At 57.9% G+C, this 15596-nt stretch carries 18 protein-coding genes; 16 read left to right on the forward strand and 2 right to left on the reverse strand.

Going from position 1 to position 15596, the window contains the following annotated elements; genetic code table 11:
- The first annotated feature begins 3 nt into the window (after positions 1-3).
- From JW799_RS11430 to JW799_RS11455, 6 genes are read left to right on the forward strand one after another with little or no spacing between them, the layout of a single operon-like run.
- Positions 4-1524 (forward strand): sugar ABC transporter ATP-binding protein, encoded by a 1521-nt coding sequence (locus tag JW799_RS11430; protein WP_205429892.1) that lies wholly within the window; start codon positions 4-6, stop codon positions 1522-1524.
- 17 nt (positions 1525-1541) lie between these two features.
- Positions 1542-2489, forward strand: a complete 948-nt coding sequence (locus JW799_RS11435; protein WP_205429894.1) for an ABC transporter permease — start codon at positions 1542-1544, stop codon at positions 2487-2489.
- Positions 2486-3424 carry an ABC transporter permease gene (locus tag JW799_RS11440; protein WP_205429896.1) on the forward strand — a complete coding sequence of 313 codons (939 nt, stop codon included), beginning with the start codon at positions 2486-2488 and terminating at the stop codon, positions 3422-3424. The genes JW799_RS11435 and JW799_RS11440 overlap by 4 nt, the downstream gene beginning before the upstream one ends.
- A gap of 27 nt (positions 3425-3451) precedes the next feature.
- A complete protein-coding gene (locus tag JW799_RS11445; protein WP_205429899.1) occupies positions 3452-4423 on the forward strand; it encodes a phosphotriesterase family protein in 972 nt (323 codons plus the stop codon).
- A gap of 10 nt (positions 4424-4433) precedes the next feature.
- Complete coding sequence (locus JW799_RS11450; protein WP_080833401.1) at positions 4434-5162, forward strand: creatininase family protein; 729 nt, start codon at positions 4434-4436, stop codon at positions 5160-5162.
- Positions 5155-5883, forward strand: a complete 729-nt coding sequence (locus tag JW799_RS11455; protein WP_420830681.1) for a KDGP aldolase — start codon at positions 5155-5157, stop codon at positions 5881-5883. Before JW799_RS11450 ends, JW799_RS11455 begins: the two co-directional genes overlap by 8 nt.
- 333 nt (positions 5884-6216) lie before the next feature.
- Here JW799_RS11455 and JW799_RS11460 read toward each other — a convergent pair whose 3' ends face one another.
- Positions 6217-7086 (reverse strand): methyl-accepting chemotaxis protein, encoded by an 870-nt coding sequence (locus JW799_RS11460; RefSeq protein WP_338026257.1) that lies wholly within the window; start codon positions 7084-7086, stop codon positions 6217-6219.
- A 139-nt stretch (positions 7087-7225) separates the two neighbouring features.
- Here JW799_RS11460 and rnhA point away from each other — a divergent pair, with 139 nt between their 5' ends.
- The gene (gene rnhA / locus JW799_RS11465; RefSeq protein WP_080833399.1) at positions 7226-7864 is read left to right on the forward strand and encodes a ribonuclease H; all 639 of its coding nucleotides are present in this window, start codon (positions 7226-7228) and stop codon (positions 7862-7864) included.
- A gap of 19 nt (positions 7865-7883) precedes the next feature.
- Positions 7884-8276 (forward strand): VOC family protein, encoded by a 393-nt coding sequence (locus tag JW799_RS11470; RefSeq protein ID WP_176220655.1) that lies wholly within the window; start codon positions 7884-7886, stop codon positions 8274-8276.
- Between the two features lie 151 nt (positions 8277-8427).
- Here JW799_RS11470 and JW799_RS11475 read toward each other — a convergent pair whose 3' ends face one another.
- Positions 8428-8991 (reverse strand): GbsR/MarR family transcriptional regulator, encoded by a 564-nt coding sequence (locus JW799_RS11475; protein WP_080833395.1) that lies wholly within the window; start codon positions 8989-8991, stop codon positions 8428-8430.
- A 271-nt stretch (positions 8992-9262) separates the two neighbouring features.
- Between JW799_RS11475 and JW799_RS11480 the strand changes: the two genes are divergently transcribed.
- From JW799_RS11480 to JW799_RS11515, 8 genes are all read left to right on the forward strand, one after another.
- Complete coding sequence (locus tag JW799_RS11480; RefSeq protein ID WP_205429901.1) at positions 9263-10462, forward strand: quaternary amine ABC transporter ATP-binding protein; 1200 nt, start codon at positions 9263-9265, stop codon at positions 10460-10462.
- A complete protein-coding gene (locus JW799_RS11485) occupies positions 10459-11289 on the forward strand; it encodes an ABC transporter permease (protein WP_205429903.1) in 831 nt (276 codons plus the stop codon). The genes JW799_RS11480 and JW799_RS11485 overlap by 4 nt, the downstream gene beginning before the upstream one ends.
- Before the next feature lie 16 nt (positions 11290-11305).
- Positions 11306-12184 (forward strand): glycine betaine ABC transporter substrate-binding protein, encoded by an 879-nt coding sequence (locus JW799_RS11490; protein WP_205429904.1) that lies wholly within the window; start codon positions 11306-11308, stop codon positions 12182-12184.
- A gap of 134 nt (positions 12185-12318) precedes the next feature.
- The gene (locus JW799_RS11495) at positions 12319-12792 is read left to right on the forward strand and encodes a hypothetical protein (RefSeq protein ID WP_205429905.1); all 474 of its coding nucleotides are present in this window, start codon (positions 12319-12321) and stop codon (positions 12790-12792) included.
- A gap of 38 nt (positions 12793-12830) precedes the next feature.
- Positions 12831-13067 carry a DUF6953 family protein gene (locus JW799_RS11500; RefSeq protein ID WP_080833386.1) on the forward strand — a complete coding sequence of 79 codons (237 nt, stop codon included), beginning with the start codon at positions 12831-12833 and terminating at the stop codon, positions 13065-13067.
- Between the two features lie 79 nt (positions 13068-13146).
- Positions 13147-14094: an aromatic acid exporter family protein gene (locus tag JW799_RS11505; RefSeq protein WP_205429906.1), complete on the forward strand. Its 948-nt coding sequence runs from the start codon at positions 13147-13149 to the stop codon at positions 14092-14094.
- 231 nt (positions 14095-14325) lie between these two features.
- Complete coding sequence (locus JW799_RS11510) at positions 14326-14643, forward strand: hypothetical protein (RefSeq protein WP_205429907.1); 318 nt, start codon at positions 14326-14328, stop codon at positions 14641-14643.
- Positions 14644-14684: 41 nt separating this feature from the next.
- Positions 14685-15458, forward strand: coding sequence for an NUDIX hydrolase (locus JW799_RS11515; protein WP_205429908.1), 774 nt, complete (start codon positions 14685-14687; stop codon positions 15456-15458).
- The last annotated feature ends 138 nt before the right edge of the window (positions 15459-15596 follow it).

A 15596-nucleotide genomic window follows, 5' to 3' on the forward strand; every position in this document is an offset into this window, starting at 1 on the left:
CCCATGGAAGCCATAAAGGAGATCGAAGTCGTTCTGCAGGGAACCGGACTGACGAAGCGCTTTTTCGGCAACACGGTGCTGGAGGACGTGTCCATCGCTTGCAAGCGAGGGACCGTTCTGGCGCTGGTCGGCGAGAACGGCGCGGGCAAAAGCACCTTGATGAACATTTTGACCGGAAGTCTTGCGCCCGACGGCGGAACGATCGCCTACAAGGGACAAAAGGTCGCGTTCAGAAATCCGCAGGCCGCCAAGCGGATGGGCATCGCGATCGTTCACCAGGAGCTGAGCCTGCTGCCGGAGCTGTCGGTCGGCGAAAATATGCTGCTCGGCCGGGAGCCGACCCGCTTCGGCCTGATCCGCCACCGGAAGCTGCACGAGCGGGCGGGCGAAGTGCTGAAGGAAATCGGCTTCGAAGTGGACGCGAACCGGCTGGTCAAGGACTTGTCGCCGGCCGAAAAGCAGATGGTTGAAATCGCGAAGGCCTGGCTGACCCGTCCTTCCGTGCTTATTCTGGACGAACCGACCTCGAGCTTGTCCAAGACGGAAACGGAGGGGCTGTTCCGAATGGTGCGCAAGCTGAAGGCCGAAGGAACGTCGCTCATTCTGATCACGCACCGGATGGATGAAATTTTCGAGATATGCGACGAAGCGGTCGTCCTCAAGGACGGCCGCATGACGAAGACGGACAAGACGTCGGCGCTCACCAAAAACGACCTGATCCAGGCGATGGTCGGCCGCGAAATTACGCAAACGTTCCCGCCGAGATCAGCGGGAGCGGCGTCGGGCAAGCCGATGCTGAAGCTTGCGGACGTCCATGACGGCGGCCGGCTCCGGGGCGTAAGCCTGGAAGTGCCGCGCGGAGCGATCGTCGGCGTCGGCGGTCTCGAAGGACAGGGCCAGCGCCAGTTGGCCCGCGGCTTGTTCGGGATCGACCCGTTCGCGGGCGGCGAAATCGCGCTCGACGGCGAGACGGTCAAGCTGCGGAAGCCGGAGGAAGCGATTGCCCGGGGCATCGCGTATATCCCGGACGACCGCAAGCTGGAAGGGCTCGTGCTGCCCCTGTCCGTACGGGAAAACATGTCGATGATGAATTTCGGCAACATCGCCCGCCGCGGCATCGTGAGCGCCGCGGCGGAACGGCGGGAAGTCGAGCGAGGCATCGCGAATCTCGCGGTTAAAACCTCGTCGATGGAGCAGATCGTCCGTTCGCTCAGCGGCGGAAACCAGCAGAAGGTCATTTTCGCCAAATGGCTGTACGACGATCCGAAGCTGCTCATTTTGCACGAACCGACGCGCGGGATCGACATTCAATCGAAGGTTGAAATTTATCGCCTGCTGCGGGAGCTCGCGGACCGGGGCGTCAGCATCCTGCTGTTCACGAGCGACATGCTGGAGCTGATCGGCCTGAGCGACCGGATCTATGTCATGTATGAGGGAACCATCGCCGGCGCGATCGCCGGCGAGGAAGCGACCGAGGAAAAAATCATGACCATGAGCTCCGGGCAGGCCGCGGGAGACGATTAGGAAAGGAGGGATACGCCTTGCTTCAAGGGTCTTTGTCCAAACACGCCAAGTTGGCGATTCCGGTTTATGCGTTGCTGTTCGTTTTGCTTGCCGTCACGTCTCTGCTTTCCCCGACCTTCCGGACGACCGACAATTTCGTCAACATCGTCGCCCAGGTCGCGCCGCTCGCCATCGTGGCGATCGGCCAGACGATCGCGCTGCTGCTGGGCGGCATCGATCTGTCGGTCGGCTCGGTCGTCAGCTTTTCGACGGTCGTCATGGCGCTCGTCAGCGACCAGGCGGGCTTCGGGCTGCCGGGGAGCATCCTGCTTTGCCTTGCCGCCGGGGCGTTCGTCGGACTCGTCAACGGCATCGGCATCGTGCGGTTTCGCATCCCGCCGCTCATTATGACGCTGTCCACGATGACGATCGTCAAAGGCGCCGCGCTCTACCTGCTTCCTTCGCCAGGAGGAGCGGTTCATATGGGCTTTATGGAATTTATGACCGACGGCTGGGGCATCGTGACCGTCGCGGGCGTTTTGATCGCGATTTTGTATGTCTTTTTCTTTGTGTTTCTGTCGAGCACGCGCACGGGCCGTTATATTTACGCCGCGGGAGGCGATGAAGTTCATGCGCAGAAATCGGGCGTGCCCGTCGTGCGCATCCAACTGACCGGATATATGCTGTCGGGATTGCTTGCCGCCGCCGGCGGCATCGTGCTGTCGGCGAGATTGTTTTCCGGCGATCCGGTCGTCGGCGACGCGTATTCCCTCGATTCGATCGCGGCCGCCGTCGTCGGGGGGACGTCGCTGTTCGGCGGCATCGGCGGAATCATCGGCACGCTGGCCGGCGTGTTCATCATTTCCATGACGAACAACATTCTCAATATGCTGGGAATTTTCGCCTATTATCAATACATCGTCAAAGGCCTCATTCTGGTGGCGGCGTTGTTTTTCTTCCAGCTGAAAAGGAGACGGCGATTATGAACGTACGGCTATCGCTTCATAAATACAAGCAAACGCTCGGCGTGTTCGGGCTGCTGCTGGCCGTTCTGGCCTTTTCCGCCGCGCTGTCGCCGGAAAGCTTCTCCGCCTCGCACTTGCTGAACATGGTGCGCCAGGCCGCTCCCCTCGGCATCGCGGCGATCGCGCAGACGCTCGTCCTGCTGGTCGCGGGCATCGACCTGTCCGTCGGCGCGACCATTTCGCTCGTCAACATTCTCGCCGCTTCGATGATGATGGGCCAGAACGGCAATATCGGCATGGCGGTGGCCGTTTCGCTGGGCGTCTCCTGCTTGATCGGGCTGATCAACGGGGTACTCATCACCCGCGTGCGCATTCCGCCGTTTCTTGTGACGCTGGCGATGTCGATGGTCATCCAGGGCGTCTACATGGTCTATTCGAAAGGATCGCCGAAGGGCAGCATCGCTCCCGGCTTTCGTTACCTGTCGGACGGATGGCTCGGTCCGGTTCCCGTTTCCGCGCTGATCTGGATCGCCGTATGGGCGCTGTTCGCGTTTCTTCTATATAAAACCGTCTGGGGACGCAAGGTGTACGCCACCGGCGGCAACCCGATGACGAGCCTGCTGTCCGGCATCCGGACGAACCGCATGATTATCCTCATGTACACCCTTTGCTCGCTGCTGGCGGGCGCGGCCGGTTTGCTGCTGTCGGCCTATATCGGGGTTGCTTCGGTCGGCGTCGGCAATACGTATACGCTGAACACCGTGGCGGCCGCCGTCATCGGCGGAACCGCGTTTTCGGGCGGCAAAGGCGGGTTGGCGGGCACCTTCGCGGGCGTGCTGATCATGATTCTGCTGCAGAGCCTGCTGACGATGCTGAACGTTCCCGAAGCGGGCAAGTTCATTAGCCAGGGTCTGATAATCGCGATTATGGTGGCGATCAACCAACGCCGCAAATAAACGCCGCAAATAAAGGAGAGAATCGACTTGAGTTATATTCGCACCATGCTGGGGGATATCGCCCCCGAACTGTTGGGATTCACGTATTCCCACGAGCATATCGTCTGCCGCCCGGGTCACTGGGCCGACCGCAACGAAGACGATCTGCTGCTGGACGATCCGGAGAAATCGCTTAAGGACGTGCTGGATTTCAAACGGCTGGGCGGCAACGCGATCGTCGACGCGACGGCGGTCGATTACGGCCGCGACGTAAAGGCGGTCAAATGGATTTCGGAGCAGTCCGGCCTTCATATCGTCGCGACGGCGGGCTTTAACAAGAGCTTCCTTTGGGATTCGAAACGGCCGCAAGGCAACGAAACGTATGAGCAATGGATCGAGCGCTCGTCGATCGACGAGCTGGCCGATTTTGTCGTATCGGAAGTCGAACGGGGGATGGAAGGCACCGACGTCAGAGCGGGGCAGGTCAAATTCGGCACCGGGTACAATATGATTTCGCCGCTGGAGGAGAAGACGCTCCGAGCGGTCGCGCGGGCCCACCTTCAAACGAAGGCTCCCGTCCACTCCCACACCGAAGCAGGAACGATGGCATTGGAACAGATCGCCTTGCTCAAGGAGGAAGGCATCCCGATAGAGCATTTGTCGATCGGCCACTTGGACCGCAACCCGGATACGTATTATCATTTGAAGGTGGCCGACGAGGGCGCGTTCCTGTCCTTCGACGGCATCGGCAAAATCAAATACGCGCCGGAAAGCGTCCGGATCGGCTGCATTCTGGAACTGGTCAAGCGCGGGTACGGGAAGCAAATTCTCGTGAGCGGCGACACGGCCCGCAAATCGTATTACAAGCATTACGGCCACGGCTTAGGGCTGGAGTACATCATCGGCAAATGGGTGCCGAGGTTCGTCGAGGAAGCGGATGCCGCGGGCTTTGACGGAAAGGCGCTCATCGAGGATTTCTTCGTCCACAATCCCCGCCGCTGTTTCACATTCAAAAAGTGAGGCGATCGTTATGGAATGGACGAAAATGACGGCGGAAACGGCCGAGGCGGCGCTGGCCCGCCATCCGGTCGCGCTGCTGCCGATGGGAGCGGTCGAAGCGCACGGCGCGCATCTGCCGCTCGGCACGGACAACTTGCTCGCCGAAGGCGTAGCCCGCATGGTGGCGGAGCGGCTGGACCATGCGCTCATCCTGCCGACGATCGGATACGGGCAGGTTTGGTCGCTGCGCGATTTTCCGGGCACCTTGTCCGTTTCCAACGAGGTGCTGATCGGCTTGATCGCCGACATCGGGCGCAGCTTGTACCGCCAGGGCGTGAAGGTGCTCGCGATCATCAACGGCCACGTCGGCAACCAGGTCGCCATGAAGGAGGCAGCCCGCGTCTTGTACGAGGAATGCCCGCTGAAGGTGCTGTACCTGACATATCCGGGCGTCGGCGGCGTCATCTCCGAGGTCATCGAGTCGGAGCGGGCGCACCCGTCTTATTTTCATGCCTGCGAGATCGAGACCTCCTATATGCTGTACGTGGCGCCCGAGCAGGTCGACATGGCGAAGGCCGTGAACGACCCGCCGACGTTTCCCCCCGAGTTCGAGGTGATGAACGTGCCGTGGCGGGAAGTGACCCGTACCGGCGTGCTCGGAGACGCGACGCTGGCCACCGCCGCAAAAGGAAAAGCGATCATCGACAAGGCCGTCGACAACATCGTGGCGCTCATTCGGAAGGTAGAGGGGGATTTATAACGTGACATCGATTCAAAAGTTGGGGAAAATCGGAGACCGGCTGCTGTTCAACTTCCTTGCTCTCGACAAACGTAATGCAGAAGAAGTAATGGAGGCTTCCGGCGGCTATGCCGTGCCGGGTATCGTCTCTACGGACTTCGCCACGCCCGAGGAGGCGTCCGCGCGTGTCGCGCAGCTGAAAGAAGCGGCACCGATCGTCAGCGTAGGGCTTGGCGGCGGGGGAGACACGTCCATGTGGCGCAAGGTGCTGGATATCGGTCTCGCGTCCGATCCGGGGCATATCAACCAGCCGTTTCATACGGCTTCCTATGCGCAGGGCATGTTCGACAAGGCGGGAGTCGCCCAGTACGTCAACGCCCTGATCGCCCCGACCGGCCAAAAGGGAGTCGTACGGCTCGCAAACGGAAGCGAAATCGATGTCGACGCGCTGCTGGAGCTGGCGGCGATGATGAACGTCGTTTCGATCAAGGTGATGCCGGTCAAAGGGCTGGATCATCTGGACGAGCTCGTTTATATCGCCCAGGCCGCCGCGCGGCGGGGCATTTACGGCATCGAGCCGGCCGGCGGCATTCATGCCGGCAATGTCCGCGAGCTTGTCGCGGCGCTGCTCCGCACGGACATCCCTTTTGTGATGCCGCATATTTTCGGCAATACGATCGATCCGGGTTCGGGCCGAACCCTGCCGGAAAAGGTCGAAGAGATCGTGAAGCCGTTTCGGTAACTCGTAACCGGTTAAGGAGTCGGCCAAGCCCGGCTTGTACCGAGCATCCGAAGGCCAAAGAAGCTGTTTTTGCTCGCCGTGCGAGAAATTAAGCGAATAACGGTCTCCAGAGGCGGTTATTTGCTATCCGCGCGAGAAAAAATGCAAATAACGGCCTTTCGCGACCGTTAATTCGGATGACGAGCCGTTTCCAGCCCTACTCAAACGAAATAACGGCCTTCGCGGGCCGTTGTTTGCTATCTTTACGGGAAATTTCGCGAATAACGGCCTTCAGGGGCCGTTATTCGCTCGCCGTGCGGGATGTTTCTCGAAGCCGGCGTTCGAAGCCGGCATTCAGCTTTTGGAAACGAGTTTTTCGAAAAATTCTTTCAGCTTCCGGTTCGTCTCGTTCAACTGCTCGATGCCCGACATGAATTGGGCGACGAGCTCGGCCTGGTCGCGGGAGGCGTTCGCGATCTGGGAAATTTCGGACTCCATTTGCTTGATGGATTGCTGAACGAAGCCGAGCGAATTTTCGATTTCGGCCGTTGCCTCCTTGGTGCTGACGGACAGTTTGCGAACTTCCTTGGCTACGACCTCGAACCCGGCGCCGAGCTCGCCGACGCGCGCCGCTTCGATGGCCGCGTTCAGTCCGAGCAGATTCGTCTGATCCGAAATTTCCCGGATCACGCTCGTGACGTTCGTGATGCCTTCCGAATTTTGCACGGCATGCTTCGAATTGCGCAAAATTTCCTCTGACGTGGCGGAAAGCTCTTCCGAATGGGCGGCAACTTGCTGGATGCCGCTCAGCAGGCTGGAAACGGTGTTTTCGGTTTCCTCCATAAGCGAAGCAAGCTTGCTTTGGTTCTCCATGCTGTAGTCGACGCTGATGACGGCGACGACTTCTTCGTTCTCGTCCAATATCGGAATGTACACGATATCGAAAGGAAACCCGAGCACCTCCTCGGGCATGTGAACCATCGTTTTGACTTTTCCGCCGTTCAGGCCCTTGAAATCCCGGGCTTCCTCAATGAGAGCGTCCCCGGCCTTCGCGCCGATTTTCAAACTTTCGCCGTCGCTGTGATAAAGCAACTTCTCGTGGTCCATGACGCTGATCGCCACATCTTCGCGGATCATTTGACGGATATAAGGCATGCATTGAATGACGGCTTCGACAATGTTCATCTGGATGGTCAAGTCCTTTCCTCGCTGCGGATTTGGCATTGCGATCGTGCTCCTCCTTTTTATATCGGCCGCCGAACGTTCAACAATGAAGAGCTTTTGGAAATATAGGAACCAACGATTTTTCATCCCGAAAGCTTGGCGATATAATGGGGAGAGGTCGATTGAAGGAGCGAAGAGGATGGCAAAGTCGAAATTTTACGTCGTATGGGCCGGCCGGAATCCGGGGATCTATGCGAGCTGGCCCGAATGCCGGAAGCAAATCGAGAAATTCGAGGACGCCAGGTACAAATCTTATGAATCGAGGGCGGAAGCCGAGAAGGCGTTCAAGGAAGGCTGGAAAAAGCATTGGGGCCAAGGCAAGCCGGCGAAAAGCGCCCCGCGCGGCCCGGCCGCCGCTTCGGCTTCGGAAGAAATCGACTATGACAGCATTTCCGTCGATGTGGGCACCCGCGGCAATCCCGGCCCGGTCGAATATAAAGGGGTCGACACGCGAACGGGAGAAACGCTGTTCGCCTACGGCCCGATCGCGAAGGGGACGAACAATATCGGCGAGTTTCTGGCGATCGTTCACGCGCTGGCTTATTTGCAGAAGACGGGCAGCGTCAAAACGGTGTATAGCGACTCGGTGAACGCGATCAAATGGATCAAGGAAAAAAAGGTGTCCACGACGCTTCCGCGCGACGAGTCGACCGAGGAGATTTGGCGGCTGATCGACCGCGCCGAGTCGTGGCTCAGGACGAATGCCTATCCGAACAAGATCAAAAAGTGGCAAACGAAGCAGTGGGGAGAAATCAAGGCCGATTACGGAAGGAAATAAAAGGATGGAGGGTTTTGTCATGACGGCATGGAAGAGGGAAGGGTATCGCAGCGTCACCCCGTATCTGATCGCGAACGAGGCGGATCGTCTGATCGATTTTATGAAGGAAACGTTCGGCGCGGAATTGCTCGAACGACACGCCGACGAGAACGGCGTCGTCCGCCATGCGTCTTGCAGGATCGGAGATTCCATCGTCGAGCTGGGCGGAAGCGGCGACGAGAAGTTTCCGTCGATGCGCAACGCGCTTCACGTCTACGTGGAGGATGCGGATGCGGCATACGACCGGGCGATCCGGGCGGGAGCGAGGTCCCTGTACACGCCCCAGGATCACGATTACGGCGAACGTTCGGGCGGCGTCGAAGATCCGTTCGGGAACCATTGGTATATCGCGACATGGACAAATAACGGATAAACTCGAAAGAGGAAGCCCATCCGCATCGCGTCAACTCTTAAAAAAGAAAGCAAGAATGCCAATGCCGAGCCCGGCGAACGGACTGGGCCGCTCGACCGCGCTCGGCATTGGCGATCCTCCGAACGCTCTTTTGCCGATTCGCCCCCCGCGCTTACGGTTCCGGCTCCTTCGGGACAAGCTCGAATATTTTCCCGGTTTCCAGCGTTTCGATGAATCGAAGCAGCCAGCGGTAATATTTCAAAGCCTCGATGATTTTGGCTTCATCCTGTTCGATATAGGCGGACAACGGCGCGTTGTCTTCGTTTTCCGCCCGAAGCGCCCGAAGCTCGGCGAGCGATCTGTTCAGCGCGTTTGTATTGCCTTCCACCGCCTTGCGCCATTTGATGGAGAAGTAATCCGAGAAGTTCTGGTACCAATCCGGCGTCGCCTCGTAAAAATCCTTCCGGGAGCCCTTTCCCCACACTTTATCGATCATTTTCAGGTCGACCAGCGTGCGAACGCCGGTGCTCATCGACGTTTTGCTCATTTCCATCTTTTTGCTCAGTTCGTCCAGCGTGACCGGACCGCTGCTGAAGTACATATGCCCGTATAAATGCCCGATGGATAGCGTAATTCCGTACAAGTCCATGTTTTTGCCTATGGAATCGATCACGCGCTCGCGGGCTTTCTTCAATCTGAGGACAAGCTCCGGCGGCAGATCGTCATATTCGTTCATGGAGGTTCCCTCCCAAGGATGCAATCGCTGAAAAACAACTCTTCAAAGTATTGTAAGCACACTCGTCGTCAGAAGTAAAGGATGCGCAACGGGAGGATTTTTAAGAAAAACAGAGCATACGTTACGTAAAGTGCGTAAAGTTAAAACTGTACGCACATTATTTTGGTATATGAATTTTGACCCCCAAAATGTGAAAAAGTTAGACTTGTATCATGTGCATCGCGAAGAAGATCCGGCGAGCGCCGCAAAAATCGGTGAAAGGAGGGCTCGAATGCCGATCATTGAAGTGAAGCACTTGACCAAAATTTTCGGACAGGATCCGAAAAGGGCTTTGGCGATGCTCGACCAGGGGCGGTCGAAATCCGACATCTTAAAAGAAACGAAAATGACGGTCGGGGTCAACAAGGCGGAGTTCGCGATCGAACAGGGCGAAATCTTTGTCATCATGGGCCTTTCGGGGAGCGGCAAATCGACGCTGGTTCGGCTGCTGAATCGGTTGATCGAACCGACGGCCGGGCATATTCTGTTCAATGGAACGGACGTCGTCAGGATGAATCCGGCTCAATTGCGCCAGTATCGGAGAAAAAACATCGGCATGGTGTTTCAGAAGTTCGCCTTGTTCCCGCATCGGACCGTGCTTGAAAACGCGGAGTACGGCCTCGAAGTGCAGGGAATAGATAAGAAGAAACGGAAAGAGCTTGCCATGGAGGCTTTGAAGCTGGTCGGCCTGGAAGGCTGGGAAAACAAGCGCCCGGACGAGCTGAGCGGCGGAATGCAGCAGCGGGTCGGGCTCGCGAGAGGGCTTGCCAACGATCCGGACATTTTGCTGATGGACGAAGCGTTCAGCGCGCTCGATCCGCTTATCCGCAAGGATATGCAGCACGAGCTGCTGGAGCTCCAGTCCAAAATGAAAAAGACGATCGTCTTCATTACGCACGATCTGGACGAAGCCTTGCGGATCGGAGACCGGATCGCCTTGATGAAGGACGGCGTCATCGTGCAGATCGGCACGCCGGAGGAAATTTTGACGCAGCCGGCCAACCAGTACGTGCAACGGTTCGTGGAGGACGTCGATATGTCGAAGGTGCTGACGGCCTCCCACATTATGTACAAGGCCGAAACGATCGCGCCGGAGCGCGGGCCGCGCGTCGCCCTGCAGCTGATGCGCGACAGCGAGGTGTCCACGCTGTACGTGGTGGATAAGGAAAAGAGGCTGCTGGGCCTCGTCACGGCGGACGAAGCGTCGCGGGCGCTGAAGGAGAACTTGCCGCTGGAGGACGTCATGGAACGCGACGTGCCCAAGGTGACGCCGGACGCCCACTTGAACGAGTTTTTCGAGCTGATGGCGGAGACGAGACTGCCGGTCGCGGTCGTCGACGACAACCTGAAGCTTAAAGGAGTCATCATTAAAGGAGCCGTGCTGTCCGCCCTCGCGGGCAATACGATTCCGGAAGCGGGAGGTGCACGATGAATATCGCGAAGCTGCCTCTCGGCGATTGGGTGGAAAGCGTAGAAGATTGGCTGACGGGGAATTTCGGCCCTTTTTTCGATGTAATCAATTCGATTATCCAGGGGATCGTGGACGGATTTCTGTCCGTGCTGCTGTCGGTTCCCGCCCTCGTGTTGATTCTGCTTATAACGGCTTTATCCTACTGGATCGGCAAATGGAAGCTGGCGGCGTTTTCGTTGATCGGACTGCTGCTCATCTGGAACCTGGAGCTGTGGGAGCCGTCCATGCAATCGCTGTCGCTCGTGCTGACCGCGTCGCTGCTGTCGCTCGTGTTCGGGGTGCCGATCGGCATTTTGTGCGCCCGGAGCAACGGCGCGCGCAACGTCGTGACGCCGATTCTGGACTTCATGCAAACGATGCCCGCGTTCGTCTATTTGCTGCCGGCGGTTACGTTCTTCTCGCTCGGCGTCGTGCCGGGGGTTATCGCTTCGGTCATCTTCGCGATTCCGCCGACGATCCGGCTGACGAACCTCGGGATCCGGCAAGTTCCGGCCGATCTGGTAGAAGCGGCGGACGCGTTCGGCTCGACGCCGGCGCAGAAGCTGTTCAAGCTGCAGCTGCCGATCGCCATGCCCTCGATCATGGCGGGCATCAACCAGACGATTATGCTGGCGCTGTCCATGGTCGTCATCTCCTCGATGATCGGCGCGCAAGGCGTCGGGGCGCTCGTCTATCGGGCGGTTACCCAGGCCAAGACGGGCGTCGGATTCGAGGCGGGGATCGCGATCGTCATTATGGCGATCTTGCTCGACCGCCTGACGCAAAACGCGTTCCGAAAAAAATCCTGAAAATGGGGTGCTGTTTTTGAAAAAATGGTTGTCTTTATTGTCGGTTATCGTCGTCGTCGCGGTCGCGGCCGCTTGTTCGAATTCCGGATCGGGAGGCGGGGACGCGAAGTCGATCAAGCTGGCTTACGTCGCCTGGGACTCGGAAATCGCGAGCACCAACGTCGTAAAGGAAGTGCTGGAATCGAAGCTCGGCTATACGGTGGAAATGCTGCAGGTCGACGCGGGCCCGATGTGGACCGGCATCGCCGACGGCAGCGCGGACGCGATGGTTGCCGCATGGCTGCCGAGCACGCATGCCTCCTATATGGAAACCTACGCGGAAGACATCGTTGACCTTGGTCCGAACCTGGACGGCACGAAGACGGGGCTGACCGTTCCGGCCTATATGGACATCTCGTCGATCGAAGATTTGAAAAACGCCGATACGGTCGCCGCGCTGGACGGCAAAATTATCGGGATCGAGCCCGGCGCCGGCATTATGATGGCGACGGAGAAGGCGCTCGAGGATTACGCTTTGAGCGACTATACGCTGGTCGAAAGCTCGTCGGCCGCCATGGCGCAGGAACTGAAAAAGGCGTACGACAACGAGCAGCCGATCGTCGTCACCGGCTGGACGCCGCACTGGATGTTCGGGTCGATGGAGCTGAAGTACCTGGAAGACCCGAAGGGCGTATACGGCGGCGCCGAGCAAATTCATACGATCGCGCGCCAAGGCCTCGAGGAAGACAAGCCGGATGCCTATACGTTCCTGGATCAGTTCCAGTGGACTCCGGACGACATGGCTTCCGTCATGGTCGCCATCCAGGAAGGCAAGTCGCCGGAGGAAGCCGCCAAGGAATGGGTGGAAACCAACGGCGGCAAAGTCGACGCCTGGATTCAGGGTATCGAACAATAAATCAGCGTTAAAAAAGCAAAGGAAAGCCGCCGGCTCTTGCCACGTCGCAGGGGCCGGCGGCTTTCTCCCGCGTTGCGGCCCGCCGTGCCGCGGGCTATAATGGGACGAAGAATACAGCCGACTGGAGGCGTGACATGCTCAGTTTCGAACAAAAGCTTGCGATTGCCGATTCGTTCCCCGAGCTGCGGCGCAAGGACGTATCGCTCGGTCGCGTCAATTATCATTATGAAGCGAGCGCCCGCGACAAAAAAACGGTCGTTTACCATCTCCATCCGAACGGGAACGGCTACGTTTATGCGGAAGGCGCGGAAGGCTACGAAACGGACGACAAGGGCTTCGTCAATATTCGCGACTTCTCGGAAAACGACCTCCGGACGGTAATCGGCCTGTCGATCCGATTGCTGGGTGATGCCGGCGAGGCTCGGACAAGCGGCGGGCCGGCTCGCGAGGAGCTATGGCGCAACGCCGAAGGGCAGAGGCTCGAATTGAAGTACGACGAAGAGGACGCGATGTGGTACGTTTTTTGCGGGTTGAACTTGGACGGGGTTTACGAAACGTACGATGAAGCCGCGGACTACTTGAAGGAAGAAGGCTTTGCGCGCTCCTAGAGACGGCGGGCGGCAAGGCCGGAAGGAAGGGCGGGCCGATGGAGGCAACCGAGCAGGAAGTGGCGGAATGGATGGTCCGGGAAATCCGGTTCCGGGGCATGCTGCATCAAAGCGAGGCGATCGAATACGTGAAAGCCCATTTCGGGGAACGCTTCGTCTTCGTAAACGAGAACGGAAACGCTTCGCTGTCGAAGGAAGTGAAAAAGGCGTTTCGCAAGCTCCACCGGGGCAGGATCGCCTGGGACCGCGACGGCTTTTTCTGGGGCTGGACCTGACGGGAGTGACTCCCGTCATTGCCTGCGCGGTAGGCAAAGAGTATCATTTAGCTATTACATAGCGGCAGGGTGGACGCACTTGAAAGTAAACATCGGATTCCGCACGATCAAGACGGCGGTCGGCGTAAGCGTATCGGTGCTGATCGCGCAAGCGCTCAAGCTCGAATATTACTCCGCTTCCGGGATATTGACGCTTTTGTGCATTCAAAAGTCGCGGAAGCAATCCAATAAGGCCGTTTTCAGCCGCCTGGTCGCCTGCATGCTGGGCATGATTGCGTCCACGGCGCTGTTCGAAATCATCGGCTATGCCCCGTATTCGTTTCTAGTGCTGATGCTTCTGTTTATTCCTCTGTGCGTCAAATTGCGCATTCAGGAGGGATTGGCGAGCAGCTCGGTCATCATTATGCACGTCTATATGAACCGGCAGATCGAAGCGTCGTTTTTCCTCAACGAGGTGCTCGTCATTCTGATCGGACTGGGCGTGGCGCTGCTCATCAATTGGTATATGCCGAGCATCGACAAGCAGCTGAACCGGATGAAGGCGGAAGCGGACCGGCTGATCTCCGTTATTTTGAGCGAGTTTTCCGTCTATTTGAAAAACGGCTACACGCTTTGGGACGGCAAGGAGATGCTGCAGCTGTCCGATTTGCTCGACCGGGCGCTGCGCATGGCGCAGCTGGAGGAAGAGAATTACCGTCCGGGCAAGAAGGGCGGCTATCGGACCTATTTTCACAACAAACGCAAACAATACGAACTGCTGGAGAGAATGCTCCCGCACGTATCGCAAATTACCGCCCAGGTGGAACAGGGGCTTCGCATCGGCCAGTTCATGGAGCGGCTCTCCGAACATATGAAGCGGCAGGGCGAATCGGGCGGCGACCGTCACGACAATTTTTACGAGTCTCTCCGGGGGATTCGGGAATACCACAAAGGCTTGCCCCTGCCCGAAACGAGAGAAGAGTTCGAAACCCGCGCCAACCTGTTCGCGGCGGCGAACGAGCTCGAACGGTTTATCGATACGCTATGATTCCGCCCGGCCTTCAGGCCGGGCTGTTTCGTTACAGCACCGGCCCCATCGATTTGATTTGGCATGGTGGCATCGGAGCGCCGCTGGCTGCAATAAGGAGCGTCGGGGCGCCGATGAACGGAATACGCTCACGTCGGAAGCCCTGGCAGTGGGAAAGCCCCCCCGTTTGACGAGCCTATGTTGGATTTTATCCAACGGTCGGAGCGAAAAACGACGAGGTTTCGATCCAGAGTGGAATTTATCCAACGAAAAGCGGCCGTATCGGCCGAAATGAACGAAACGTTCCCTCTAGGTTGGACAAAATCCATTCAAGCGCAAGGGATTCGCGAAAAAGCCGGTTTTGATTGGATAAAATCCACTGTAGCTCTGCCCCGTCACGCGCATCGTTGCCTCCTTTCTCTCCGTTCAGGCCGGGAATCGTCCGCCCAATCGCCGGACCGGGCAATATTGAAAGCCGAACTCGACGGGCCGGGCCAACAAAGTGCCCTCCCTCAGAGAACGGCAAAACCGTTTTTTCAAAATATTTATATTGTCATATTGACAATATAAAATTCCCGGCATATACTGGAATCAACAAGGAGGTTTTCCGCATGACGCAATCGCACTCGTATCGCACGCCCGACGGTTTGCCGGTCGATATCGCCATCTTTACGATCGCTTCGCTGGTCAAACCGGGCAATTACAAAATGCTCGCCGAACGCCGATTGCGCGTCCTGCTTGTGCGGCGCAGCCGCCAGTCCGAAGCTTATCCGGGCTGCTGGGCGCTGCCGGGAGGGTTTTCCGACGAGAACGAGACGCTGACGGAAGCCGCTTACCGGGAATTGAAGGAAGAGACGAACGTGAGCGGGGACGTCATGATCGAGCAGATCAAGACGGTGTACTACCCCGGACGCGACCCCAGAGGATGGATGCCTTCCGTCGTCTACTGCGCTCTGGTCAAAGAGCAGTACCTGCTTGACCTGGCGGCCGATACCGATGCCGACGAGGTCGGGCTGTTCGATATCGAAGAAGCGCTCGGAATGAAGCTGGCGTTCGATCACAACGACATTTTGCTGGACGCCTTGGCCCATGTCCGGAAGAAGATGATGACGACTACGATCGCCAAGGAGTTTTTGCCGGACCGGTTTACGATCCGGGAACTGTTTCAGGTCATTCAAACGGTCGTCCCCGACTTCGAGGAAGACATCGCCAATTTCAAAAGGAACCTGCTTGCGACAAAGACGCGCAAAGGGCTGATCCGGGAAGCGGCGGATGCCGAGGGCCGGCCGATGACGACGGACCGAAACTCCAACCGACCGGCCAGACTGTACGAATTCACGGATTACGAGCCGAACATATCCATCTACAACTCCGGTTTATTTTAATTCCGGTCAAAACGACCTTCTCCGTCCCGGGGACGACGAAGCCGTTTTGGCTTGAGCGGCCTTGTTGCCGTTATTTATAAAGTCGATTCGACTATAAAAAAGGTCAACATTTTCCGATGCCGATCGGTTACAATCAAG

This window comes from Cohnella algarum (genome assembly GCF_016937515.1).
Taxonomy (GTDB): domain Bacteria; phylum Bacillota; class Bacilli; order Paenibacillales; family Paenibacillaceae; genus Cohnella; species Cohnella algarum.

Bases quoted from the DNA above. Each gene is read 5' to 3' on its own strand.
- JW799_RS11460 (WP_338026257.1), bottom strand. From the start codon at position 7,086: ATGCCAAATCCGCAGCGAGGAAAGGACTTGACCATCCAGATGAACATT.
- JW799_RS11495 (WP_205429905.1), top strand. From the start codon at position 12,319: ATGCTCAGTTTCGAACAAAAGCTTGCGATTGCCGATTCGTTCCCCGAG.
- JW799_RS11515 (WP_205429908.1), top strand. From the start codon at position 14,685: ATGACGCAATCGCACTCGTATCGCACGCCCGACGGTTTGCCGGTCGAT.
- JW799_RS11500 (WP_080833386.1), top strand. From the start codon at position 12,831: ATGGAGGCAACCGAGCAGGAAGTGGCGGAATGGATGGTCCGGGAAATC.
- rnhA (WP_080833399.1), top strand. From the start codon at position 7,226: ATGGCAAAGTCGAAATTTTACGTCGTATGGGCCGGCCGGAATCCGGGG.
- JW799_RS11440 (WP_205429896.1), top strand. From the start codon at position 2,486: ATGAACGTACGGCTATCGCTTCATAAATACAAGCAAACGCTCGGCGTG.
- JW799_RS11470 (WP_176220655.1), top strand. From the start codon at position 7,884: ATGACGGCATGGAAGAGGGAAGGGTATCGCAGCGTCACCCCGTATCTG.
- JW799_RS11475 (WP_080833395.1), bottom strand. From the start codon at position 8,991: ATGAACGAATATGACGATCTGCCGCCGGAGCTTGTCCTCAGATTGAAG.
- JW799_RS11430 (WP_205429892.1), top strand. From the start codon at position 4: ATGGAAGCCATAAAGGAGATCGAAGTCGTTCTGCAGGGAACCGGACTG.
- JW799_RS11450 (WP_080833401.1), top strand. From the start codon at position 4,434: ATGGAATGGACGAAAATGACGGCGGAAACGGCCGAGGCGGCGCTGGCC.
- JW799_RS11485 (WP_205429903.1), top strand. From the start codon at position 10,459: ATGAATATCGCGAAGCTGCCTCTCGGCGATTGGGTGGAAAGCGTAGAA.
- JW799_RS11480 (WP_205429901.1), top strand. From the start codon at position 9,263: ATGCCGATCATTGAAGTGAAGCACTTGACCAAAATTTTCGGACAGGAT.